General features: G+C 40.9%; 16 protein-coding genes and 1 pseudogene. 6 read left to right on the forward strand and 11 right to left on the reverse strand.

The annotated features are described in order from the left end of the window. Positions 1-449: 449 nt before the first annotated feature. Positions 450-790 (forward strand): annotated as a pseudogene (locus NMK50_RS09060) (Arm DNA-binding domain-containing protein); the annotation flags it as partial. A 100-nt stretch (positions 791-890) separates the two neighbouring features. Here NMK50_RS09060 and ispG read toward each other — a convergent pair. From ispG to NMK50_RS09110, 9 genes are all read right to left on the reverse strand, one after another. Then, on the reverse strand, positions 891-2,132 hold the full coding sequence (ispG, locus tag NMK50_RS09065) for a flavodoxin-dependent (E)-4-hydroxy-3-methylbut-2-enyl-diphosphate synthase (RefSeq protein WP_254770177.1): 1,242 nt from the start codon (positions 2,130-2,132) through the stop codon (positions 891-893). A gap of 731 nt (positions 2,133-2,863) precedes the next feature. Next, complete coding sequence (locus tag NMK50_RS09075) at positions 2,864-3,868, reverse strand: HlyD family secretion protein (protein ID WP_254770179.1); 1,005 nt, start codon at positions 3,866-3,868, stop codon at positions 2,864-2,866. Next, entirely contained in the window at positions 3,865-5,526 is a 1,662-nt protein-coding gene (locus NMK50_RS09080; RefSeq protein ID WP_254770180.1) for an MFS transporter, read from the reverse strand. Before NMK50_RS09080 ends, NMK50_RS09075 begins: the two co-directional genes overlap by 4 nt. 23 nt (positions 5,527-5,549) lie before the next feature. Beyond that, a complete protein-coding gene (locus NMK50_RS09085) occupies positions 5,550-5,963 on the reverse strand; it encodes a F0F1 ATP synthase subunit delta/epsilon (protein ID WP_254770181.1) in 414 nt (137 codons plus the stop codon). A 72-nt stretch (positions 5,964-6,035) separates the two neighbouring features. Continuing rightward, positions 6,036-7,652, reverse strand: a complete 1,617-nt coding sequence (gene atpD, locus NMK50_RS09090) for a F0F1 ATP synthase subunit beta (RefSeq protein ID WP_254770182.1) — start codon at positions 7,650-7,652, stop codon at positions 6,036-6,038. 19 nt (positions 7,653-7,671) lie between these two features. Then, complete coding sequence (locus NMK50_RS09095) at positions 7,672-8,583, reverse strand: F0F1 ATP synthase subunit gamma (protein WP_254770183.1); 912 nt, start codon at positions 8,581-8,583, stop codon at positions 7,672-7,674. Between the two features lie 20 nt (positions 8,584-8,603). Next, on the reverse strand, positions 8,604-10,139 hold the full coding sequence (gene atpA, locus NMK50_RS09100) for a F0F1 ATP synthase subunit alpha (RefSeq protein WP_254770184.1): 1,536 nt from the start codon (positions 10,137-10,139) through the stop codon (positions 8,604-8,606). Then, positions 10,139-10,723, reverse strand: coding sequence for an ATP synthase F1 subunit delta (gene atpH, locus NMK50_RS09105; RefSeq protein ID WP_254770185.1), 585 nt, complete (start codon positions 10,721-10,723; stop codon positions 10,139-10,141). Before atpH ends, atpA begins: the two co-directional genes overlap by 1 nt. Positions 10,724-11,244: 521 nt before the next feature. After that, positions 11,245-13,467, reverse strand: coding sequence for a primosomal protein N' (locus NMK50_RS09110; RefSeq protein WP_254770186.1), 2,223 nt, complete (start codon positions 13,465-13,467; stop codon positions 11,245-11,247). An 861-nt stretch (positions 13,468-14,328) separates the two neighbouring features. Between NMK50_RS09110 and fsa the strand changes: the two genes are divergently transcribed. Further along, positions 14,329-14,982 (forward strand): fructose-6-phosphate aldolase, encoded by a 654-nt coding sequence (gene fsa, locus NMK50_RS09115; RefSeq protein WP_254770187.1) that lies wholly within the window; start codon positions 14,329-14,331, stop codon positions 14,980-14,982. On the opposite strand, the gene lptE is transcribed toward fsa, so the two are convergent. Both lptE and leuS read right to left on the reverse strand, forming a co-directional pair. Continuing rightward, positions 14,979-15,569, reverse strand: a complete 591-nt coding sequence (gene lptE, locus NMK50_RS09120; protein WP_254770188.1) for an LPS assembly lipoprotein LptE — start codon at positions 15,567-15,569, stop codon at positions 14,979-14,981. The two genes, fsa and lptE, sit on opposite strands and share 4 nt — an antisense overlap. Next, the gene (gene leuS, locus NMK50_RS09125) at positions 15,556-18,198 is read right to left on the reverse strand and encodes a leucine--tRNA ligase (protein WP_254771233.1); all 2,643 of its coding nucleotides are present in this window, start codon (positions 18,196-18,198) and stop codon (positions 15,556-15,558) included. Before leuS ends, lptE begins: the two co-directional genes overlap by 14 nt. 176 nt (positions 18,199-18,374) lie before the next feature. Here leuS and NMK50_RS09130 point away from each other — a divergent pair, with 176 nt between their 5' ends. The 4 genes from NMK50_RS09130 (at position 18,375) to acs (ending at position 24,728) form a co-directional block, all read left to right on the forward strand. Next, on the forward strand, positions 18,375-19,067 hold the full coding sequence (locus tag NMK50_RS09130) for a YggS family pyridoxal phosphate-dependent enzyme (protein ID WP_254770189.1): 693 nt from the start codon (positions 18,375-18,377) through the stop codon (positions 19,065-19,067). Positions 19,068-19,704: 637 nt separating this feature from the next. Beyond that, positions 19,705-19,911 carry a hypothetical protein gene (locus NMK50_RS09135; protein WP_254770190.1) on the forward strand — a complete coding sequence of 69 codons (207 nt, stop codon included), beginning with the start codon at positions 19,705-19,707 and terminating at the stop codon, positions 19,909-19,911. A 532-nt stretch (positions 19,912-20,443) separates the two neighbouring features. Continuing rightward, positions 20,444-20,713 carry a hypothetical protein gene (locus NMK50_RS09140; protein WP_254770191.1) on the forward strand — a complete coding sequence of 90 codons (270 nt, stop codon included), beginning with the start codon at positions 20,444-20,446 and terminating at the stop codon, positions 20,711-20,713. Positions 20,714-22,769: 2,056 nt separating this feature from the next. Further along, entirely contained in the window at positions 22,770-24,728 is a 1,959-nt protein-coding gene (gene acs, locus NMK50_RS09145) for an acetate--CoA ligase (RefSeq protein WP_254770192.1), read from the forward strand. The last annotated feature ends 42 nt before the right edge of the window (positions 24,729-24,770 follow it).

The raw sequence follows: 24,770 nt of genomic DNA on the forward strand, positions 1-24,770 counted from the left end.
TTGTTTTACACGAGGGTCGTGTTCCCATTAAAGAATATGAGAAACAAAAGCGTCGTGGTGGTGTTGCCAATGATATCTTTCTGTCCGTTACTGAAGAGGTTAGAGGCGATGCGCTCTTTCACATATTAGAATTGTGCCGGTGATTGCAAAAGATGTGGAACTTGAGGTGTGCTCATGATGCGGTCCCCATGATGCGGTCCCTTGTGTAAAAGCCCGTCATGGTAGAGAATTGGGATAATGAGGGGGAGCGCAGTGATGGTGGCGTGTGGCGCTAGCAACACATTTATTTATAACGATAATTTACTGTTTTGCACGTTGAATGAGACCCCCGAATATTGTAAGATTCTCTCATCTCAAATTATCTTATGTTCAATCAATTAAAGTCACTTACTTGCACGTCATAAGCGGGGTTGGTGTGTGGGGTGAAAACCGTTTAAAAAGGAACAAAAATGCCTTTAATGAATCGTCTCAACACCAAGGGCTGTTGCAACATTGGGGGTCGGTAAAATAGTATGATGGTGCCGGCTTGCTCCTTCATAAGCGTAAAGATGGGGGTGCTCAATGGGTTTACCGCTATACCATTCACGGGCGGCGTCGTGAAATGGGCTTGGGTGCTTTAAGAGATGTCTCTTTAAAACAAGCCCGTGAATGTGCAACTGGGTGGCGTTTTGTTCTTCGTGAGGGGCGTGACCCCATTAAAGAACGTGACAAACAAAAGCGTGAGGCAATGCGTAATCTTCATTATCTCAAAGAGATTGCTTTAGATACTTTTGAAACTCGTAAAGCTGAGGACGCGATAGTGAAGGTTCGTGTTGATTGAGAGCGTGAAGCAATGCGGAAGAGACAGAGCAAAAGTTTTTCGCTATTCCAGTTTTCTCCAACGGTTTCTTTCACCCCTGTCCAAAGCGTGTCTGGATATAATCACTCAAGAGAGACTCAAATTCTTCAGCAATATGGCTGCCACGCAAAGTTTTTACCTTTTGTCCTTCAATGAAAACAGGCGCTGCTGGACTTTCTCCCACACCAGGCAAAGAGATTCCAATATCCGCATGTTTTGATTCACCAGGTCCATTGACAATACAGCCCATTACAGCCACCTTCAAACTTTCGACACCAGGGTATTTTTCACGCCAAACGGGCATATTTTTGTACAAATCGGCTTCAATTTTTTGTGCCAATTGCTGAAACACTGTAGAAGTTGTACGACCACAACCAGGACAAGCCGCCACTACAGGCAAAAACTGCCGAAATCCCATCACTTGCAACAGTTCTTGCCCCACCTTCACTTCTCGTGTCCGATCTCCACTGGGTTCAGGAGTCAATGAAATACGGATGGTATCTCCAATTCCTTGCTGTAACAAAACACCCAGAGCGACAGAAGAAGCAACAACCCCCTTTGTTCCCATTCCTGCTTCTGTCAAACCCAAATGGAGCGCATAATCACAACGCTCTGCTAAAGTACAATAGACAGCAATAAGATCTTGGACATCACTCACTTTAGCAGAAAGAATAATGTGATCACGCCCCAACCCAAGCTCTTCAGCGAAAGTAGCTGAAAGCAAAGCCGATTGCACAATAGTTTCCCGCATCACCTCAACCACAGATAAGGGATTTTTCTGCTGAGCATTTTCATCCATAAGCCGTGTTAATAACGCATTATCAAGGGATCCCCAATTCACACCAATACGAATAGATTTACGATATCGACAGGCAATCTCAATAATTTCGGCAAATTGCCGATCTTTTTTGGCACCAAATCCCACATTTCCAGGATTAATGCGATATTTTGCAAGGGCCTCAGCACAAGCAGGATGTGCGGCTAAAAGCTTGTGCCCAATATAATGGAAATCCCCCACCAATGGCACAAAAAAGCCTAACCGTTCTAATCTCTCCCGTATTTTTGGCACAGCAGCAGCAGCTTCATCACGATCAACGGTGATGCGAACCAATTGCGAACCCGCCTGCCAAAGAGCAGCAACTTGCGCAACAGTTGCATCAACATCGGCCGTATCGGTATTGGTCATAGACTGAACAACAATGGGATTATTGCCACCAACCATCACACCACCCACGCCAACAGCGACAGACCGACGACGTTCAAAAGGTTTAGACAAAGGATAGACTGTGCTCATCAAGCCCTCAAATTAAAACTTAGCATCTACTGAACACCATGTATGGTAAGACTCACCAAAGGACACTCTAAAAAAATGAAGAGATTGCGTCATTAAACCACAACTCTTGACTTTCACCCCATGCCGACAAGCAGCACCATCAATGCAACCTTTCAATTTTCAAGCCATTATAGCAAAATCCCACACATAATAGCAATTTTCGTAGAATAATGTAAGAGATGAAGGAGTTAACAAATGTGTTTATTTTCAGCCCATACAAAAAATGCTAAAATGGGAAAATATATTGTACAATTAAAAAACAAACTCACGTCCATGCACCCTTGGCATTCACGTAATAGTAACTTTGAGAATATCTCCAATATATTTGAAAGATGGAAACAAAAAAGCTATCATACGCTGCACCACTTCCATAACCACGCTATACAATTGAAGAAAAAATCCAAAGACAACCCTAAAACAACTATTGCATTGGCAACAGGGGTCGTTTTAACGAGCTTTTTTCTGATACGTAAATTAACAACACGTCGACAATAAAAGTTTTCAATGCCCATTTTGAATTGGGCATTTTCTACATTCCTGCAAAAACCACATACAGAACATCAGAGTTACTTTTATACACAAAAAAGAGTTTAAAGAGATCAAGGACAGTCAACCAAATAAAATCTTCTAGAGTAAATACCCACTTGCTATACGTAAAAGACGCAAAAATCAAACTTACAAAACCCAAAATCTTACCCTCCAGGAACATGTTGTGAAGTATCCACATAAGTAACCACAGACATTCCAGGGATGAGCTTTTCAGCTCCTTCCTGTCCAGGATCTAAAGCAATGCGCACCGAAATACGTTGCGCAATTTTAATGAAATTACCAATTGCCGTATCTGTTTTTAACAGTGAAAATTCTGAACCTGTCGCAGGAGCAAAACGAACCACACGCCCTGTTAATTTTTTATTGTTCAATGCATCAACAGAAAAAATAACCGGTTGTCCCACACGCATCTGAGAAAGTTGGGTTTCCTTATAATTGGCAATCACCCAAATATCATCAGAAATGACGGACACCAACTGCGTACCAGGCAATACATATTGTCCTACCCGCGCGCCAACCAACCCAATAGATCCTGTTTTAGGAGAGAGAATTTTTGTACGATTCAAGTTAATCTTAGCTAATTCAACGCCCACCTTTGCTTCCGCAAGTTCTGACTCTAAACTTTTTCGTTCAAGATCCAACTGTTTTTGTAATTGACGCTTTGTCTCAAGAGCTGTCAACAATTGTGAAAGAGGACGAGAAGCAGAATTTGTAGGATCACCAAAACCTAACTTTCTGTTTTCAGAAAGAACATTGGTGAAAGCGCGCGACCGCGTCAATTCTGCTTCTGCTGTATTAATCTCCCCTTGCAAAAATTTATCCTGAAAAACGATGCTTTCAAGTTTTGCATTTTTTGCATCGAGAACAGCCTGTGCTCGTGCCAACTGTTGACGAAACAGAGCATCATCGAGTTCAAAGAGCAGCATTCCCTTTTCAACACGTTGATAATCTTGAACATAAATCCGCGCAATGACCCCAGAGATCTGTGAACTCACGAGCGTCACATTGCCTTTAATGGACGCATTATCGGTTACTTGGATTGTACTTACAAAAGGAGGGAGTTTCCAAGCCCATAAAATCAACAAAACCCCCATAACACCTGAAAAGAACGCAACAAGTGTTGCTCTTGACCGTAATGCTTTTATCATTTTTTGCACCCCTCCTCACACATATCATCCTGCTTTATGGATTTACACAAAGAGCATGACTTAACAAATATTTTGATAAGAAAAACAGCAAAAACAATGATGGCAATATAAAAATAAATTCGAAACACATCATCATAAGCGAAAATATTTGCTGCTAACTTAAACTTCTCAATAAGCCTGGCTGCCCCTTGTCCATCTCCTAAAATATTAGCAACGGAAACACCATAAAAAGGCGACAATAAGGCATTCATCTCAACAGAAAGAGCTGGATCTGTTACAATAATATTTTGTGTCAAGAATTCAAAATTTTTATGGGCAAAGAAAAACTGCAAACTACCAAAAAGAGCAGACCCCATCAACCCGCCTGTCACTTGTGTGAGCAAAAAAACAGTAATAAAGCTTAAAACATAACGTGGTCCTTTCTCACCAGATATCACAAATCCCTTAAAAAGAGCAGCGGGCAAAAAAAGTGTATAACTAAAGCTAATTAACCCTTGGCTTAACATCATATCCTGCGGGCACGTGAATTGGTTCACATGGCTATCTAAATAAGTCCCCAGCGCCAAACAGCCCAAAGAGACCAAATAGAAATAATCCTCACACCCTGCGCGTAAGAAAAAGACACAAATCCCTCCTCCTAAAAGAGCACCCAATATCACGGCAAGATACATAGGCATCACTTCACGATTTGACAAACCAAAAAGATTAAAAAACTCTGCTGCTAAAGTTGACCGTTCTAATAAGAAAACATGAAAAACCAATAAAATGAGAACAGATTGCACAATTTCTTTACTGAACAGCCAACGTAAATCAATCAATGGCTTTTCTCTATTCAGTTCAATAATAATTGCCATGACCAAAGAAGACACAGCAAGCACAAGTCCCCAACCGATCCAAGGGGCTTCATACCACCAATACAATTTTCCAACGGACATAACCACCGCATTGATGCCAAGACCAAAAGCAATCAAACCGTAACTTAGCCAATCCAATTTCTGAATGACTTTATTGCGTACCACAGGGGTTAATGGAAGAGAAAAAATACAGCCCAAACTTATAAGCACCAATCCCATTTCTAATGCCGAAAGACTAGAAAACCCACCATTTTCCAATAAATCTGGTGAAATCAAGCGCGAAAGGGGAACAGCTAAAGCTGCATTCATATAATTCAAACTAAGACCAATAGTATATTTTTTTGCTGGAGCAAAAGCTTCCATCATATAAAGGAGCGCAAGTGAAGCCAAAGGCGCTGCAGCAATACCAGCGAAAAAACGAATAATCAGTGCCGAACGCAAGTCCGTTACAAAGAGCTGCAAAACACAAACCAAAACGAAGCCAAGAATTGATAATTCGGCAAAAGCCCGCAATCCGAACTGGTAGCGAATTTTGATCAACATGATAGCAACACTAACATTTGGTGCCATATAAGCAGCAACCAACCATGTCGTTTCCGCTAGAGTTGCATGGAAATCCCCCGTGAGATGGACAATATTAGACTGGACAATATTTGCCCCTAAACCATAAGCCCATTGCAAAATAAAAGAAGCCAAAATATAGACAAAACATTTTGGCAAGGGTCCTGCGAACACACGACCTGGATGCGGAAAGGGCTTTCCTCCTCTTTTAGCGGACACAACCGTACTTTTTTTTCCGCCCATGTCGCTTTTTCCCGTATAATCCTTTACGCCTCTCTCATCCTAGCACCATCTGCCAATTGATGAAAAAACCCTTCTATCTCACAGTTTACCATATCATCGTCCCCCTCTCCCCAAGCTGCTCGCGCTTGCAAAATCTGCTGTTCCAATACATCAAAAGAAAGATGCTCAACAGCAACAACATGTTCGACCAAAAGAGAACAACCCGAAAAGGTAATATTCGCAACGCCTCCACAAACAGCGAACAATTTTTCTTCTGAAGAGGTACGAACACGAACACTGCCCAACACAATACTTGCTAGCAGAGGCGTATGATGCGCCATAACTGTCAGAGCACCGGACGCTGAAGGAAGAACAACCGATACCACTTGCTCTGAAAAGACAATTTTCTCAGGCGATATAAGCTCAAACAAAAAATGCTCTTCTTTATTCTGTTCCACAAAAATCTCCACGAAGCTCGAGACAAGGAATTTTTATTCTCTTCACAACAAGCATCCATTACCAATTTGTTCTTAGGCAGAAGCCTCTGCAATAAGACGCTTTCCTTTTTCAATGGCTTCATCAATCGCACCAACCATATAAAAAGCCGCTTCTGGCAAGTCATCATAATCACCAGCACAAAGCCCCTTAAAGCCTTTAATTGTTTCTTCTAAAGGCACGAGTTTTCCAGGTGAACCCGTAAAGGCTTCAGCAACATGGAAAGGCTGCGAAAGGAAACGTTCAATTTTACGTGCCCGCCCCACCAGCAATTTATCATCTTCAGAAAGCTCATCCATACCAAGAATAGCAATAATGTCCTGGAGTGCTCGATAGCGTTGCAAAATCGTTTGCACTTGACAAGCGACAGTATAATGCTCTTCCCCTACAATCATTGGATCTAACATACGAGAGAAAGAATCCAATGGATCAACGGCGGGATAAATGCCCTTTTCAGCGATTGACCGTGAAAGAACCGTTGTTGCATCCAAATGGGCAAAGGATGTTGCGGGCGCTGGATCGGTCAAATCATCAGCTGGCACATAGATAGCCTGCACAGAAGTAATAGACCCTGTTTTCGTACTGGTAATACGCTCTTGCAAAGCCCCCATATCGGTTGCCAAAGTTGGTTGATATCCAACAGCAGAAGGGATACGCCCCAAAAGCGCGGAAACTTCAGCACCAGCTTGCGTAAAACGGAAAATATTATCCACGAAGAAAAGAACATCCTGCCCTTCATCACGGAAACTTTCTGCAATCGTCAACCCGGAAAGAGCAACGCGTGCCCGCGCTCCTGGTGGTTCATTCATTTGCCCATAAACGAGGGCACATTTTGACCCTTCCGTTGAACCATTATTCTCTCTTGGATTCACATTCACATGGCTTTCGATCATTTCATAATAGAGATCATTTCCCTCACGTGTACGCTCTCCCACACCAGCAAAGACGGAATAACCTCCATGGGCTTTAGCAATATTATTAATAAGCTCCATAATAAGAACGGTTTTACCAACGCCAGCACCGCCAAATAGGCCAACTTTCCCCCCTTTAGAATAAGGTGCGAGCAAATCAACAACCTTAATACCGGTGACAAGAATTTCTAACACGCTTGACTGCTCAACATATTCAGGCGCATCTTGGTGAATAGAGCGCATTTTTGTTGCAACAATGGGGCCAACATTATCAACGGGCTCTCCAATCACATTCATAATACGACCAAGTGTTGCCTCTCCGACAGGCACACTGATCTGTGTTCCTGTATCAAAGACCTTTTGCCCACGTTTTAGCCCATCTGTAGTATCCATAGCAATTGTACGGACGGTATTTTCACCCAAATGCTGCGCAACTTCTAGCACCAGTCGATTGCCTAAATTATCTGTTTCTAATGCATTGAGAATATTTGGCAAAGCACCTTCAAACTGCACATCAACAACAGCACCAATCACCTGTTTGATCTCACCAACAGCGCCTTTTTCACGAACATCTTGAAAACTTGCTCGAGCACCTTTTTGCGAAGAAGGACGCTTGAGATCAGAAGAGTCCTTAACATTCTTTGGAGATTTTGCGGTGGCTTTTTTAACGCTTAAACGAGCAGCTGTTTTCTTTTTTTCACCTTTTTCTGCTCCCTTGCTTGACGTCACTGCTTTTACCATCAATCTTTACCTTTTCTATTTAAAGCGCTTCAGCGCCTGCAATAATTTCGATCAATTCTGTTGTGATTTGTGCCTGACGTTGACGATTATAAGCCACCGTCAATTTATTAATCATTTCACCCGCATTGCGTGATGCATTATCCATAGCAGTCATCTTCGCACCCATTTCACCCGCAACATTTTCAAGCAAAGCCCGAAAGATTTGCACGGAAATATTGCGCGGCACCAGCGCCTCTAAGAGAGAAGCCGCATCGGGCTCATAATCATAAACCATAGCCCGTAGATTTTGACTTTCCTCTTTTTTCTCAACACTTCCTCGTGTCCCCATAATCTCTTTCGCACAAGCCATTGGAATCAAACGAAACGCTGTTGGTCGTTGATTAATCACTGAAACAAATTCAGAATAAAACAGCGTACAAACATCAAAAGCTTCCTCATTGAACAGGTCAATAATCCGCTGACTAATCACCGCTGCTTCAGAAAAACCAATCCGTTTGACAGAATGCAAATCAATATGATCAATCATCAAGGCTTTATAGTCACGCGATAAGATATCGGCACCCTTTTTACCCACGGTTAAAATTTTAACAATTTTATTAGCAGCAAGCAGTGTTTTAATCTGTTCACGGGCACGCCGCGCGATTTGTACATTAAAAGCACCGCACAATCCCCGTTCAGCAGTACACACCACCAAAAGATGCACATCATCCCGCCCAGTTCCGCGCATGAGAGGCGGCGCATCAACCGCATCGATATCAGCAGCAACATTTGCCAAAATAGCAGCCATTCGCTGCGCATAAGGACGTGCAGAATGCGCAGCCTCTTGTGCACGGTGCAACCTTGCTGCCGCAACCATTTGCATGGCTTTGGTAATCTTCTGGGTTGCCTTAACCGAAGCGATACGGTCTCTAAGATCCTTCAACGACGCCATTCGAGCATTCCATCAATTCATCACGAAAAATTCTTCGCATAAGACTTAAGAACCATGAGCAACTTATCCTTAAGTTCATCGGTTAATTGTTTTTTGTCAGCAATTTCCTGCAAGAGATCTTGGTGATCACCCCGCAGAAGGGTTAAAAGTCCCTGTTCAAACCGCGCGACATCACGAACCGCTAAAGGATCAAGATAACCATTCACTCCAGCGAAAATAACTGCAACCTGCTCTTCTGTTTTCAGAGGAGAAAATTGCGGCTGTTTCAATAACTCTGTTAAACGCGCTCCACGGTTTAAAAGACGCTGCGTTGAAGCATCCAAATCGGAACCAAATTGCGCAAAAGCGGCCATTTCGCGATATTGCGCCAATTCACCTTTGATGGAACCAGCAACTTGTTTCATCGCTTTAATTTGCGCAGCAGAACCAACACGCGAGACAGAAAGACCAACATTTACAGCCGGACGAATTCCTTGATAGAACAAATTGGTCTCCAAGAAAATTTGTCCATCGGTAATGGAAATAACATTGGTAGGGATATAAGCAGAAACGTCATTTGCCTGCGTTTCAATAACAGGCAAAGCGGTCAAAGATCCGGAACCATTTTCCGCATTGAGCTTTGCCGCCCGCTCCAAAAGGCGCGAATGAAGATAGAACACATCACCAGGATAAGCTTCACGACCGGGTGGACGACGCAGCAAAAGGGACATCTGGCGATACGCGACCGCCTGTTTGGAAAGATCATCATAACCGATTAAAGCATGTTGACCATTGTCACGGAAATATTCACCCATTGCGCAACCAGCAAGAGGAGCAAGAAATTGCAATGGAGCAGGATCAGAAGCGGTCGCCGCAACAATAATGGAATATTCAAGGGCTCCACGCTCTTCTAAAACTTTAACAAACTGTGCCACAGTTGAACGTTTTTGCCCAATAGCAACATAAATACAATAGACTTTATCTTTGTCGTGCCCCGCCCCTTTTTCGTGGAACGGTTTCTGGTTTAAAAATGCATCAAGCAAAATCGCCGTTTTTCCTGTTTGACGATCACCAATCACCAATTCACGCTGTCCCCGTCCAATGGGAATGAGGGCATCAATAGCTTTCAATCCGGTTGACATCGGCTCATGTACAGACTGACGTGGAATAATTCCTGGAGCTTTAACATCAACACGACGACGTTCTGTTTCTTTAATGGGCCCTTTACCATCTATAGGATTTCCCAATGCATCAACAACACGCCCAAGCAGCGCAGGACCAACCGGAACATCAACAATAGTGCCCAACCGTTTAACGGTATCACCTTCACGAATATCGCGATCTGACCCGAAAATCACCACCCCAACATTATCGACTTCCAAATTCAGCGCCATCCCGCGCACACCATTGGGAAAGGACACCATCTCCCCTGCTTGGACATTATCCAAACCGTAAACGCGGGCGATACCATCCCCCACAGAGAGAACCCAACCAATCTCTGAAACTTCAGCCTTTTGGTCAAAGTTTCTGATCTGCTCTTTGAGAATTTTTGAAATTTCAGATGGTCTAATATCCATCAGCTAACCTCTTTTTTCAATGCAAGCTTAAGCGAAGATAATTTTGTTGCAAGAGACGTATCAATCTGAGACGACCCCACACGAATGATCAATCCACCAAGGATTGTTGGATCCACAAGGGTGTAGTGCAAAACCTTTCCCCCAACGACACCTTCCAATGCCACCCGCAACTCTTGCTCCTGTTGAGAACTCAACGGACAAGCAGAAACAATCTGTGCCGAAAATTCCTTACGAAAGAGCGCAACACGACGTTGAAAAGCATGTAAAATACCAGACAAGGCAGCAAGCCGACGGTTCATTGCGATAACGCGCAAAAAATCACCAAAAATCTGACCAGCGCGCTCATCATCAAACTTGAGAGACCGCACGACAGCACCCATCGCTTTCACTTGCTCTTTTGCTGAAAAAAATGGACTTTTCACGAAGTGCTTTAAGTCCTCATTTTCATCTAAAACAAGTAAAAAAGATGCCACTGCCTTTTCAACCTTTTCAACAACCCCTGCTTCTTCAACGAAATCAAAAAGCGCTTGCGCATAGCGTTGATCTACCAATGACAGCGGTATAAGAGAAAATGAATCCGACACGAAATACCGCCTCTTTCCCTTGAGCGACTCTCTGATAACTATCAGATGAAATAAATCAGACACTCCAAATTTTAAGAATCTTCTCCTTAAAACCTAGAACAAAAAAACTTTTCGGTTTCTAGCATAGACGTCATCGACTCGCAACACTCCAAATCGATGCTTTTTGAAAATTTTCAATAAAATATTCAAAATATTTTTTAAAAACAATTTTTCAGAATATGCAGGTGAGAACCATCGTTTTTCTTATGTTTCTCTTTGGCACCTTCTGAGAGATTTTTCAAGTCTCTTTCCGTGCTCTACAAACATTCTAACAGCAAAGATAAAAAAATCTTCCTTTCTATAAGATGCTCTTTCACCAAAAAAGCTATCGCTTCTCAAAAAATGTACCCTGTCAAACCGATATACAAACAACAAACAATCTCTATTCCCTTCAAAAAACAGGAAAAGGATCTTTTTATTCTGTTTTCTTAAACAGCCCTTCCCAATAAATTGCCCCATGATATTATCATACTCCCATATTTTTAGAGAAAACTTTGCGGATCAATATCAATTTGCACCCGAATAGAAGAAGGCATTTTAGGTGCATTTGCAAGCATTGCACGAATAAAGCCCTGTATATCAAAAGAACGGTGCCCCTGTAGCAAAAGACGAAAACGATAACGCCCCCGAATCAGAGCCAATGGTGCTTCCGCCGGTCCCATAACCAAGAGATCTTTCTCCCGTGGTGCCACTTGGCGCAAGATGCGTGCATAATGCTCTGCTGCCTGACGTTGTTGTGAAGACACAATTAAAGCGGCAAGCCGCCCATAAGGTGGAAGATGATAATGCTGCCGTACAGCAATCTCATGGCTATAAAAATCCTCACATTGTTGGCAAAGCAAAGCCTTTATGACGGGATGATCAGGTTGATAGGTTTGCAACAATCCCACACTTTCTATCCCCATACGCCCTGCTCTTCCTGTCACCTGAGACAAAAGCTGAAAGGTACGCTCTGCTGCACGCAAATCACCATTGGCAAGACCAAGATCAGCATCAATCACCCCAACCAGCGACAGCCCAGGAAAATGGTGTCCCTTAGCAACAAGCTGCGTGCCAATAATAACATCCACATCACCATTGGCAATTGTTTCCAATTCACGTCGCAACTGACCAATCCCACCTTTAAGATCCGTTGAGAGAATCAACAACCGCGCTTGTGGAAAAAGCTCTCGTGTCTCCTCAGCAATTCTCTCCACCCCCGGACCACAAGCAACCAGATGATCTAAAGTCCCACATTCAGGACACGCTTCTGGAATGGGTTGATGATATCCACAATGATGACACTTAAGTTGCCCTTGCAATCGATGCTCCACCAACCAACTTGAACAATCGCTACAATGAAACCGATGCCCACAAATCCGGCACAAAGTTAAAGGTGCATAACCACGCCTATTGAGAAAAAGCAGTGCCTGCTCACCTTTTTCAAGAGTTTGTGTCAAAGCCTCTTCAAGAAGAGAAGAAATAAAACGTCCCTTTTGCACACCCCCTTTACGCATATCCACCACCCGCAGCTTTGGAAGTGCCGCCGCTTTAAAGCGTGAAGGCAAATGCACCTTTTGATAACGTCCCGACAAAACATTTGCCTGACTTTCAATCGACGGTGTTGCTGAAGATAAAATAACAAGAAAATGCTCGAAAGAGCCCCGTGCCACCGCCATATCACGTGCATGATAAAAAACGCGCTCTTCTTGTTTATAAGCACCATCATGTTCTTCATCAACAACAATCAAGCCAAGCTCTGAAAAGGGAAGAAAAAGTGCCGAACGCGCTCCCGCCACAACCCGCACCCGCCCTTCTGCCACTTGCCGCCACACACGTTCGCGACGCCGTGGTGCCAAATCGGAATGCCACTCAGCAGCAGCAGCTCCAAAACGCGTATAAAAACGATCTAAGAATTGTTGTGTTAAAGCAATTTCCGGCAAGAGAATCAAAACCTGCTTACCGCCCATAAGCGCCTGTGCAACGGCTTCAAAATAAACTTCCGTCTTTCCTGATCCTGTTACCCCATCAAGCAAAAAGACTTGAAATTGAGAAGACAAAACAGCTTCTCGCAAAAGCCGTGCAGCCTCCTTTTGTGCGCCCTCCAACTGAGGAGGGCAAAAATCGGCATCCGGCATCCCCACAACAGCAGGAGGCGAAACCATAACCTCTTCAAAAATTCCCAGCGCTTTTAACCCCTCAACAACAGAAACAGAAGTTCCCGCCGCATGTGCAAGACCAGAACGCGTCCAAATTCCACCATCGCGCACCAACTCTAAAACCCGCACTCGCGCTGGTGTAAGACGCTCCACATCTCCTCCACAATACCGCAAACCAGGCATTTGTGCTTCAGGTTCTAAAGCAGCCGGCACACACAACACCAATCGTGCAACCAATCCAACAGGGGTTATCGTATAACGGCTTACAAAACGCAAAAATGCTATCATTTCCGCCTTTAATGACGGGCAATCAAAAACATGAAGGAGAGAACGGAGTTTTCTCCCTGCCACAGAGGCAGCACCGTGCTCATTTTTAACCGTCTGCTCTCTAACCTCCACAACAATACCACAAACTTGGCGCCCCATCACTGGAACACGCACAAAACAGCCTATTTCCACCTCCATAGAAGGCGGAACCTCATAACTATAAGCCTGATCAACAGGCAGAGGCACCAACACCGAAACAATCTTCCTCTCCCGCACGGCTTCTGTCACATTTGTCCTCATCTTTTGTCTCAAATTTTATCCAAACCTCTTATACAAGATGCAACTAAAAATGGCTGCGCACTTATTTCCTAACATCCGTTAATGCAACATCTTTACAGGACGTATCCTTCACCCTCCAACGACACCTCACCAATGCACCAATCACCGCTAAACCACAAAAAAACAGTCCCCTCTTCCCCATAGCAGATGCACACCAATAACGATAAGCATACACAGTAAAAAGAAACACCAAAAGAGGAACAATTTCTCTGTTACATGTTCCATCATTTTCTCTAGAAACTCCACACGAACTCTTTTAATCCATGTGTACGTATTTTATCTTCATACTGCTTTTCCTATAACAACATTACAGAAAACCATTTCCCTGCTCTATTTTTCCCCTCCTTAGTCAAAAGCATCATTGTCTACAGCAGCTTCATACGAACTCTTTTAATCCGTGTATACGTATTTCATATTTGCATATTTAATTTTAATATTCACACTCTATAATATTTACATCACTTGTCTTGTAAGAGCTTTGGAGAAAACCTTTGATCTTTTTTACTATCCTCTTTTTATCGAAAACATCTTTTCTACAACAAGTATTCCCCACACCTCTATTGAAAATAAACAAAAACGCCCCCCTTCATAAAAACAAAGTTTGATCCGTTTCAGCATTAATGAGCATGAATAAGAATGCCCTAAGAATTGACACTATAAACAATTCTCTCCTCAATTTTGCTCTCTTTGCAAATTTATGTCATGACCTATAAGAGAATAATTCTTCCCCTTGCTTTTGCCATCAACAATAGCGCATAACAAAGAATAGGGTAAAAAATGAGAGACTTTGAAGTCACGAGCTAAAAAACGAGGAAATTTGATATGAAATTTTTTGTGGACAGTGCTAATATTGAAGAGATCCGAGAATTACAAAATTTAAGCCTCGTTGATGGTGTCACCACAAATCCCTCTCTTATTCTCAAATCGGGACGCGATATTTTTGAGGTTATAAAAGAAATTTGTCGCCTCATTGAGGGACCTGTTTCTGCTGAAGTAACAGCAACGCAATTTGAAAATATGATGCAAGAAGCCGCTGTTTTAGCAAAAATTGCCGATAATATTTGCATAAAACTTCCCATAACGCTTGATGGATTAAAAGCCTGTAAAGCCCTTACCACACAGGGATTAAAAACAAATCTTACTCTTTGTTTTTCAGCCAATCAAGCCCTCTTAGCCGCCAAAGCAGGAGCCACATTTGTCTCACCTTTTATCGGCAGGCTCGATGATTGTTCCATAGACGGCACTGAACTTCTTCATGAAATTCGCACGATCTACGATAACTACGGTTTTGCCACACAAATTTTAGCAGCCTCAATCCGCACCATTAACCATGTCAAAGAAGCGGCACTAAGCGGCGTGGATGTTGCAACTGTTCCACCAGCAATCTTAAAAACACTGGTCAAACACCCGCTAACCGATAAAGGTTTACAAATCTTCCCAAAAGATTGGCAAAAAACCGGAAAAAACATCGCTTAATGATTTGCAAGATCTTTTGAAAGCATCAGTAAAATCTCTTCAGCGAGTTCTTCCGCCACACGCTTTTGCGCATCTTCTTCTGCTTGCAAAGTTGCATATTCTTGGCGAAGTCGTTCAAAAGAGGTACTCATACTGACCGTACTTTCAGTAAGAAGCACATCTTTCATATCTCGCAAAACATAGGAAACTTTACCCATCACCGTTCCAACAGAAGGACGCCTCTCTCTTTTCCTATCGCGATCAACCTCTATCTCTACAGAATCTCGTGTAAAGGTGGATGTTTTCAATGCCAATTGATAAGCTGGAGTCAAAGGTTTACCTCCATTCCCATAAAGAAGAAACAACAAATGATTGCGAACCATTTGACCAAAACGATCTGACGGTTCTGCAACGACAATAGAAGCCAGTTTTTCGGAAAGGCTCAAAGACCTTTGCTTTGCAGACGAATCATCAAAAACAGACCCCATAGAACCTATTGTTGTCGAAATCTGCGATTCGTGTTGATAAAGCGGTTCAATTTTGCACCCACACAAAAGCGTAAGAAAACCAGTTAAGCCTAAAAAAATAAATTTCCTAAACAACGACATTAACAATCCTTTTGGGCACAATAATCATTTTCTTGACCGCTTTTTCAACAAGCTGCGCCTTTACAAAATCAAGATTTAACACAGCTTCTTCAATCATTGCTTCACTCGCTGTTGCCGCCACTGTTACCTCACCACGTTTTTTACCATTAATCTGTACCGGCAAAGTATAGCATTCTTCAACGATTAATGCGGGATCATAAACAGGCCACGCAAGCTCACAAATCAAAGATTTTCCACCTAAAGCAGCATGACACTCTTCCGCCAAATGAGGCATGATAGGCGCAATCAGCGCAAGAAAAAAATCCATCGCTTGACGCAAAGCAGCCTTCATCTCACCTTCAATATTCTCTACATTATTTAATAAAGGTGCCATAATATTCAAGAACTCATAAAGGCGTGCAATGGCACGATTAAAGGCAAATTTTTCCAAATCATCTTCGACAGCACAAAGGATACGATGGGCTACCTTTGAGAGTTCCAAAGCTTCTCCCTGCTGCCCTGCGCATGGTGCAATGTCCTTTAACACTGGAGCACTCACAGCCACACAGCGCCAAACACGTTGTACAAAGCGGTGTGCCCCCTCAACACCAGATTCCGTCCAGATGACATCGCGTTCAGGAGGAGAATCTGACAACACAAACCAGCGTACAGTATCAGCCCCATAGGATGCGATAATATCATCAGGATCAACAACATTCCTTTTTGATTTTGACATTTTTTCAATCAAACCAATTGTCACTTCACTTTTATCGGACAATTTGTAAGCCTGACGTTTTCCATCTTTTTCAAAAATTGCAATTTCCTCTGGTGAAATCCACCCCTGATCATCTCGATAGGTTTCATGAACCACCATCCCTTGAGTAAAAAGACCCTTAAATGGCTCATCGATCGTCACATAACCCATTATTTTCATAGCCCGCATAAAAAAACGTGCATAAAGGAGGTGTAAAATTGCGTGTTCAATTCCACCAATATATTGTTGCACAGGCAACCATTCTGTTGTTGCGTTTCTGTCAACGGGCTCTTGTGCAAAAGGCGCGGTAAATCGTGCATAATACCAAGAAGAGTCAACAAATGTATCCATGGTATCGGTTTCACGCCGTGCCTGCTGACCACAGGTAGGACAAGCAACGCTCTGCCATGTTTTATGGCGATCAAGAGGATTGCCCGGTTGATCAAAAGTCACATCATCAGGCAACACCACAGGCAAATCAGCACGTGGCACCGGCACCACCCCACAAGACGGACAATGAATCATTGGAATCGGACATCCCCAATAACGCTGCCGTGAAATTCCCCAATCACGCAATCGAAATTGCACGGTTTTTTGCCCCTGAGACTGCCCATGAAGCATTTGCCCCTCAAGTCTTTTCGCTGCCTCTTCAAAAGCTTGCTGTGGTGTTAAACCATCCAAAAAACCTGAATTGATCATCACACCATCACCGGTATAAGGCGTTTCTCCAATCACAAAATTGTCTCTCTCAACTCCTTTTGGCAAAACCACCGGCTTTATGGGAAGATCATACTTACGTGCAAAATCAAAATCTCTCTGATCATGGGCAGGACAACCAAAAACAACCCCTGTCCCATAATCCATCAATACAAAATTGGCGATATAAACAGGAATATGCACCGTTGAATCAAAGGGATGAATAGCCAAAAGCGATGTACGAAACCCTTGTTTTTCAGCGGTTTCAAGAGCTACAATTGTCGTTCCACCACAGCGACATTCTTCAATAAAAGCCTCCAGCGCTTTATCTTTTTGTGCAAGGGATTTTGCAAGAGGATGATCGACAGCCAACGCCAAAAAAGAAGCGCCAAAAAGCGTATCAGGCCGTGTTGAATAACAGACAACTTCGTTAAACGTCTCACAAACCTCATCAGCAGGCTCTGTTGACGTTAAAGCCCAACGAATGAGCAAGCCTTGTGACTTACCAATCCAATTTTTTTGCATAGTGCGCACTTTTTCCGGCCACTGTTCAAGCTTTTCAAGACCAGCCAAAAGATCTTCACTAAAATCACTAATTTTGAAAAACCATTGCGTCAATTCACGCTGTTCAACCAATGCACCAGAACGCCATCCCCGCCCATCAATCACCTGTTCATTTGCCAGCACAGTGTGATCAACCGGATCCCAATTCACCTTCGCCACTTTGCGTGCAACCAAACCTTTCTGGTAAAAATCAAGAAACAGCATTTGTTGGCGATGATAATAATCCACATCACAAGTAGCAAACTCTCGTGACCAATCCACAGAAAGCCCTAATTGCTTTAATTGCCCCCGCATCACTTCAATATTTTGATAGGTCCACGCCTTTGGATGCACTTTATTTTGCATAGCAGCATTTTCAGCTGGCATGCCAAAAGCATCCCACCCCATGGGGTGCAGCACATGAAACCCCTTTGCACGTTTATAGCGTGCAACAACATCCCCCATGGCATAATTGCGCACATGGCCCATATGAATGCGCCCAGAAGGATAAGGAAACATCTCTAAAACATAATATTTTTCACGGTCGTTCTCTTGAACGGTCTGAAAAATTTTCTTTTCATCCCAAATTGCTTGCCACCTTTGTTCGCGAGCACGTGGATTATAGCGTTCGCTTAAATGAGAATGTTCAATTGCCATTGTCATGATACTCTTTATAAAATTGAACTAAAAACTTGTTTTTATGCTTGACCATGGATTAACCTCATCGTCAATATTTTCAATCACTATTTTATTAAGTATCTTACAAAACACTTATAAGCAATTGCTATAAATCATTGTTCAATCCTTTTAATAAAAAGAAAAAGAGTACATTTATGCACACAGAAAACAACCCCTCCCCTCACCCCTCCATTGAAGCATGGAAAAACCTTCAAAACGACATTGCAACAACATGTCAAAGCTATAACCGCTCCCCAGAAGAAGTCCAACTTATTGCTGTTTCAAAAACTGTCCAAGCAGAGAATATTCGCCCCATTCTGCAAGCAGGACAGCGCCTTTTCGCAGAAAACCGTGTGCAAGAAGCTGCTGAAAAATGGCCTCACCTGCGTCAACAATTTGAAAAGATTGAACTTCACCTCATCGGTCCTTTGCAATCCAATAAAACAGCAGAAGCTGTTAAAATTTTTGATGTCATTCAAACCGTTGATCGTGAAAAAATAGCCAAAAGCTTAGCAGAAGAAATGCAAAAACAGAACAAACACCTCCCCTGCTATGTCCAAGTTAATATTGGCTTAGAGCCGCAAAAAAGTGGTATCACACCAGAGGAAGTTATCCCCTTTGTTGCCCAATGCAAAAATCACTATGGTCTTAATATTATCGGCCTTATGGCAATTCCCCCCGTACAAGAAAACCCTGGTCCCTATTTTGCACTGTTAGCAAAATTAGCCAAAAAAGCCAATCTTGCCAAACTTTCAATGGGCATGTCCAATGACTTTAAAACAGCTCTACAATTTGGCTCTAATGTCGTTCGCATTGGCTCTGCTTTATTTGGACAGCGCCCTGTTTAACGCATCTCCACCAACAGTGCTATAAAACAAAAAATGCTACAATAAAGAACCCATTTATCATGATAGAACAATACAGATGCGCTACACATGAAGCGAAAAAGGACCGCACGATACAACAATAGCAAAAACGCGATAAACCATGGCAAAACCATTGCATACAGTTATTGCGAAGATTCCCGTTTTAAAAACCACCAATGCCATCAACCACTTCAATCCAAAAAAACGGTGCACTCCTTGCCAGTGGCGTAAGACAAGTAAAAACAGACTTAATATGGACGTAAATACGACACCCAAATTCTCAGTAAACCGATTAGCTCAATAAGCCCCTAAATGCTCGAGAGAATTTTAACAACTATATGAATAAAACCATGAAGCAATCATACAGACAGCATAGCACAAAAATTTTCTGCTCACTAAAAAGAATAACAGGCAGTAATTACCTGTAAAAAGAACAACCAAGCAAAGTAAGCAGAAAAAGTCTTAAAACGTATCTATAAGACAACATATTGATTTATAAAGATAAATATTCATTTTTAACTTGTATCATACCCCCGAAACTTGAAAGATTGTTCTATCTTAAATCATTTCATTTTGCATCAACTGAAGCACTTGCTGACACATCACAAGCGGAGCTGGTGTGTGGATAAAAAACTCTAAAAAAGGGATAAAAATACCTGTTATGAATCGTCTCACTACCAACAGCTGTCGCAACATTGGAGCTGGTAAAGAGTATGATGGCGCCGGCTTTACCTTCATAAGCGTAAAGATGGTGGTGCTCAATGGCTTTACCGCTATACCATCCACAGATAGCGTCGTGAAATGGGCTTGTGGGCGGGTGCTTTAAACGACACCAATTCTTATGCAAACCCATTGGTTAGCCTCTAAAGAACCCCATTAAACACCAAAAGCCATATAACAGTCTGACAATAATCCGTAAAAACAACAAAAAAAGAGAAATTTTCCATACACGACAGAATAAAAGGCGACAAATAATCAATCAAAAAAATACAACGATTACCCCGCACATACACACAAAACAAGAGAAACGAGACTTCGCTCGATATGCACCTCCCTTTCTTTGCGCTTTTTTAAACATCTTCACCAAGAATATTAATTTTCAAAATGTTCTATTTGCTTTTATTAATTTACAAAAAGAATATTATATTAATATATAAAATATTTTAAAATATTATAAATAAAAATATCATTTATTACACAATGTGTATGTATATTTATACAAAAAATATATTTAATTATTTGCAGATATTCTTTGTTCTATAATAAAATTATATTTGACAGCTTAAAAATAAAAATGATAAGCATTTGCATGTATCATAATGATACGTTGATTCCAAAATAAACAAAGGAGGATTTATATGCGTAATTTTGGTTCAGGTTTAGTTTATACTATAAATGATTCAACACCTGTTTATGCAAGAGCATGTAGCTTTAATGATTTTACCTCTCACATGGGTTCATTAGGTCTTCAAGAAGGAATTCGTGGAGGACTAGGTGGACTGGCTGTAGGTGGGATAACTGGAGGACCAGCAGGTATGTTGCCAGGTGCAGCTCTAGGTTTCACAGGGGGATTTGTAGGAGGTGCTGGTTGGGGATTTATAGAGAAAGCTCGAGAATGTTTTTTCTAATTTATAGAGAATAGCTTAAAGATATCTCTGAAATTATTAATAAAGATATTAAACTTAAATCATATCTATGGATAAAATAGTTTTCAGAGATATTTATTCTATATAACATATTATAATTAGGATTTTATTATAATGGATATTCGTTATGAAATCGCGAGATTGCTTTGGATGCTTATTATATATTGCTCTACAGTTGCTATTGGTTTTAAAGTATTTTGTGATTGGAATTGGACGTTCTCTATAAAAACAGCATTGTTGGCAGGAATTATATTCTTGATTATTGATATTTTGTGTAGATACCTCGGTCTACCTTGACATTTACTTAATAAATTGTCTTAAAATCGAGCAAATTTAATTTCATAGATATTTATTCTGTATAACAGACTACAATCAGGGTTTTGTATAATGAATATCCGTTATGAAATCGCAAATTTGATTTTCGCAATGATTATATTTCCCTCTGTTTTTTTTATTTTTTATAGAAAAATCTTAGGTTACAATCGGAAGTCAGCTATCAGATCTTCTTTATTTTTAAGTGTTATATGCTTTAGTCTTGATTTTTTACGGAGATATTTCAATTTATATTAACATTTACTTAATAAATTACCATAAAAACAAATTTGGTTTCAATGATATCTATTCTAGAAAATAGATTATAATTTGGATTTCGTAATGTTAGATTTTAATCATAAAATTATTTAATATTTCATGGTAACAGTTTTTTTTGGTTTAACACATCTTTTTTATTATAAATTTATTTCTTACAGTTGGAAAGATTCTCTAAAAAACTCATTATTAATAAGCTTTATATTTTTTATTGTTATTATTTTATTAAACTATATTGGTTTATATAAATTTTTAGATAATATTTTTATAATGGATATTTATTATAAATTATTGGAAGCATTATTTCAAACAATTTTAGTTGGACTAATATTTATAATTTTTCTGAAATTGAAAGGATACAATCTTAAAAAACGTATAATGTACTTATTAGTTATGTTAACAACAGTTTTCACTCTTATATTTTTATATAAATGCATTAAATAATTGTAAAATTAAACATCTATATCTATGGATAAAAAATATTTCAGAAATATCTATTACATTAACATATTATAATCAGGATTTTACTATAATGGACATTCTTTATAAAATTATACGGTTGTTTTGCATGATAATTATAATGGCCCCTATACTGGCTATTTCTGCTAAAGTATTCTGTGGTTGGAGTTGGAAATTATCTATAATAACATCGTTGTTATCAATTATTGTGTTCTTTATTTCCGATAGTTTATGTAGGTATTTTGGTTTATATTAATTCTTAAAAAATTTCCTCTTTTTAAACAAAAGAGAGCAACACGAAAAACATTCAACGCAATAAATTATCCAATATGCTATAGCAATGCTTTAAAAGAAGATGTTTTTAGGGCGCACATAATCGGATATTCACTTCATTTCTTCCATACCCTAAAAAAACAACGAAGGTGTTCATTTTAGATTTTCAATGCATTGCTCACTTATGGAGATCTTTAAGAAATTTCTCTCCTTGTTGCCAACCCCATCTCCCAGCATCACCCCCTAGAATTATTCGTAAACACTATAACACACAACGCAAAAGAGCGCATTTTGTACATTTACGCAAAAAACAAACCTACACCATCGTAATATTTGCCTTTCGTAAATGATTTTACAAAGGCTGTCGATAATCTATCACATCCCATCGACGTACAACACTTTATATGAAATTTCTTCAAACGTTCCTTTCTTGATGCGTTTATAAAAAATTATCTATAACAATATATTTTTACAATATTGTAATATGCTTTGCTGCACTTGAACCCCGTAAAACAGTGTAAAAAGAGTCTCTCTTTAAGACATCTCTTTAACAAAAACGCCTCAGATTTTAAAATTGACTATACTAATCTTTTTAATTTAGTCTAATCCCCAAAAGAGACTTTTCATTTAAGAAAAGACTTTTGGGAAAATTCTGCCAAAAATACAACAATACAACGGCTGATTTTTCCAAAGAATAAATTATAAAGAGAGGGAACCCATGTTTGAAAAAATCCATCCAATACCAGAGAATATCAAAAAAAATGCTCTTATTGATGAAGAGACCTATCAACAATGGTATCAGGAAAGTATCCATGATCCAGAAAGCTTCTGGGCAAAACATGGTCAACGCATTGAATGGTTTAAACCTTATACGAAAGTAAAAAATACGTCCTTTAATGGAGATGTCCCCATCCGATGGTATGAAGATGGCGTAACAAATGTTACCTATAATTGCATTGACCGTCACTTAAAAAACCATGGAGAGGAAATCGCATTGATTTGGGAAGGGGATAATCCCTACCATGATAAAAAAATAACCTATAATACGCTTTATGAACATGTCTGTCGCTTTGCCAATATTTTAAAGAACCACGGTATCAAAAAAGGCGACAAGGTGACCATTTACTTGCCGATGATTCCCGAAGCAGCCTACGCCATGCTTGCTTGCGCGCGCATCGGTGCCATTCATTCGGTTATTTTTGCTGGTTTTTCTGCTGAAGCAATAGCAGGACGGATTGTTGATTGCCAATCGACCTTTATCATCACCGCTGATCAAGGCTTGCGTGGAGGCAAACAGATTAACTTAAAAGACAATATTGATCATGCCATTGAGATTGCAGCACGCCAACATGTCAATGTAGATCAAGTCATGGTTATACGGCGCACCAGTAAAGCAATCAATTGGGTAGAAGGGCGTGATTTTTGGTACCATGAAGAAGCTTCTAATGCCAAGACGGATTGTCCAGCAGAACCAATGAATGCTGAAGATACCCTTTTTATTCTTTACACCTCCGGTTCGACAGGAAAACCGAAAGGCGTTTTGCATACAACGGCAGGTTATCTTGTCTATGCATCAATGACACATCAATATGTTTTTGATTATCACCCTGGAGAAATTTACTGGTGCACGGCTGATATTGGCTGGATCACTGGTCATTCTTATTTGATTTATGGGCCTCTGTGCAACGGTGCGACCACTTTGATGTTTGAAGGAACCCCAACCTTTCCTGACAAAGGCAGATTTTGGGAAATTGTTGATAAACACCAAGTAAATACGCTCTACACCGCACCAACAGCTATCCGCGCCTTAATGGGTGCGGGCAATTCCTTTGTCGAACGCTCAAAAAGAACATCCTTGCGGCTTTTAGGTACGGTAGGTGAACCGATTAATCCAGAAGCATGGGAATGGTTTTATCATACCGTTGGCGATGACCGCTGTCCCATTCTCGATACATGGTGGCAAACAGAAACAGGAGGGCATATGATCACCCCCCTGCCTGGTGCAACACCACTCAAAGCAGGATCAGCCACACGTCCATTCTTCGGTGTTCAACCGCAAATTGTCGACGAGCAAGGAAATATTTTAGAAGGCAAAGCAGAAGGCAATCTCTGTATTATCGACTCATGGCCAGGTCAAATGCGTACCCTCTACAATGATCATGAACGTTTCATTGCAACCTATTTTTCCGTATATAAAGGCAAATATTTTACAGGCGATGGCTGTAGGCGCGATAGCGATGACTATTATTGGATTACAGGACGGGTTGATGATATTCTCAATGTCTCTGGGCACCGGCTAGGAACAGCCGAGATTGAATCAGCACTTGTTTCTCATCCTGCCGTTTCAGAAGCCGCAATTGTTGGTTATCCTCATCCCATTAAAGGACAAGGTATTTACAGTTTTATTACCTTAATGGAAGGGACATCCCCAAGTGAAGAATTGCAAAAAGACCTTATTCAGCATGTTAGAAAGGAAATTGGCTCCATTGCTATCTTGGATAAAGTACAATTTTCCCCCCAACTGCCAAAAACACGGTCAGGAAAAATTATGCGGCGTATTTTACGAAAAATCGCCGAAAATAATTTTGATAATTTGGGAGACATTTCAACTCTTGCCGAACCACAGGTAGTTGAAGATCTGATTGCCAACCGGCAAAATAGAGAGTCCGCAACTTAACATTAAACCAGAATGGTGACTTTAGCTTTCCTGTCAAAATGA

The organism is Bartonella harrusi (assembly GCF_024297065.1).
GTDB lineage: Bacteria > Pseudomonadota > Alphaproteobacteria > Rhizobiales > Rhizobiaceae > Bartonella > Bartonella harrusi.

Excerpts from the sequence above, each read along its gene's own strand:
- ispG (WP_254770177.1), bottom strand. The coding sequence starts at position 2,132 with ATGAGCACAGTCTATCCTTTGTCTAAACCTTTTGAACGTCGTCGGTCT.
- NMK50_RS09075 (WP_254770179.1), bottom strand. The coding sequence starts at position 3,868 with ATGATAAAAGCATTACGGTCAAGAGCAACACTTGTTGCGTTCTTTTCA.
- NMK50_RS09080 (WP_254770180.1), bottom strand. The coding sequence starts at position 5,526 with ATGGGCGGAAAAAAAAGTACGGTTGTGTCCGCTAAAAGAGGAGGAAAG.
- atpD (WP_254770182.1), bottom strand. The coding sequence starts at position 7,652 with ATGGTAAAAGCAGTGACGTCAAGCAAGGGAGCAGAAAAAGGTGAAAAA.
- NMK50_RS09095 (WP_254770183.1), bottom strand. The coding sequence starts at position 8,583 with ATGGCGTCGTTGAAGGATCTTAGAGACCGTATCGCTTCGGTTAAGGCA.
- atpA (WP_254770184.1), bottom strand. The coding sequence starts at position 10,139 with ATGGATATTAGACCATCTGAAATTTCAAAAATTCTCAAAGAGCAGATC.
- NMK50_RS09110 (WP_254770186.1), bottom strand. The coding sequence starts at position 13,467 with ATGAGGACAAATGTGACAGAAGCCGTGCGGGAGAGGAAGATTGTTTCG.
- fsa (WP_254770187.1), top strand. The coding sequence starts at position 14,329 with ATGAAATTTTTTGTGGACAGTGCTAATATTGAAGAGATCCGAGAATTA.
- lptE (WP_254770188.1), bottom strand. The coding sequence starts at position 15,569 with ATGTCGTTGTTTAGGAAATTTATTTTTTTAGGCTTAACTGGTTTTCTT.
- leuS (WP_254771233.1), bottom strand. The coding sequence starts at position 18,198 with ATGGCAATTGAACATTCTCATTTAAGCGAACGCTATAATCCACGTGCT.
- NMK50_RS09130 (WP_254770189.1), top strand. The coding sequence starts at position 18,375 with ATGCACACAGAAAACAACCCCTCCCCTCACCCCTCCATTGAAGCATGG.
- NMK50_RS09140 (WP_254770191.1), top strand. The coding sequence starts at position 20,444 with ATGCGTAATTTTGGTTCAGGTTTAGTTTATACTATAAATGATTCAACA.
- acs (WP_254770192.1), top strand. The coding sequence starts at position 22,770 with ATGTTTGAAAAAATCCATCCAATACCAGAGAATATCAAAAAAAATGCT.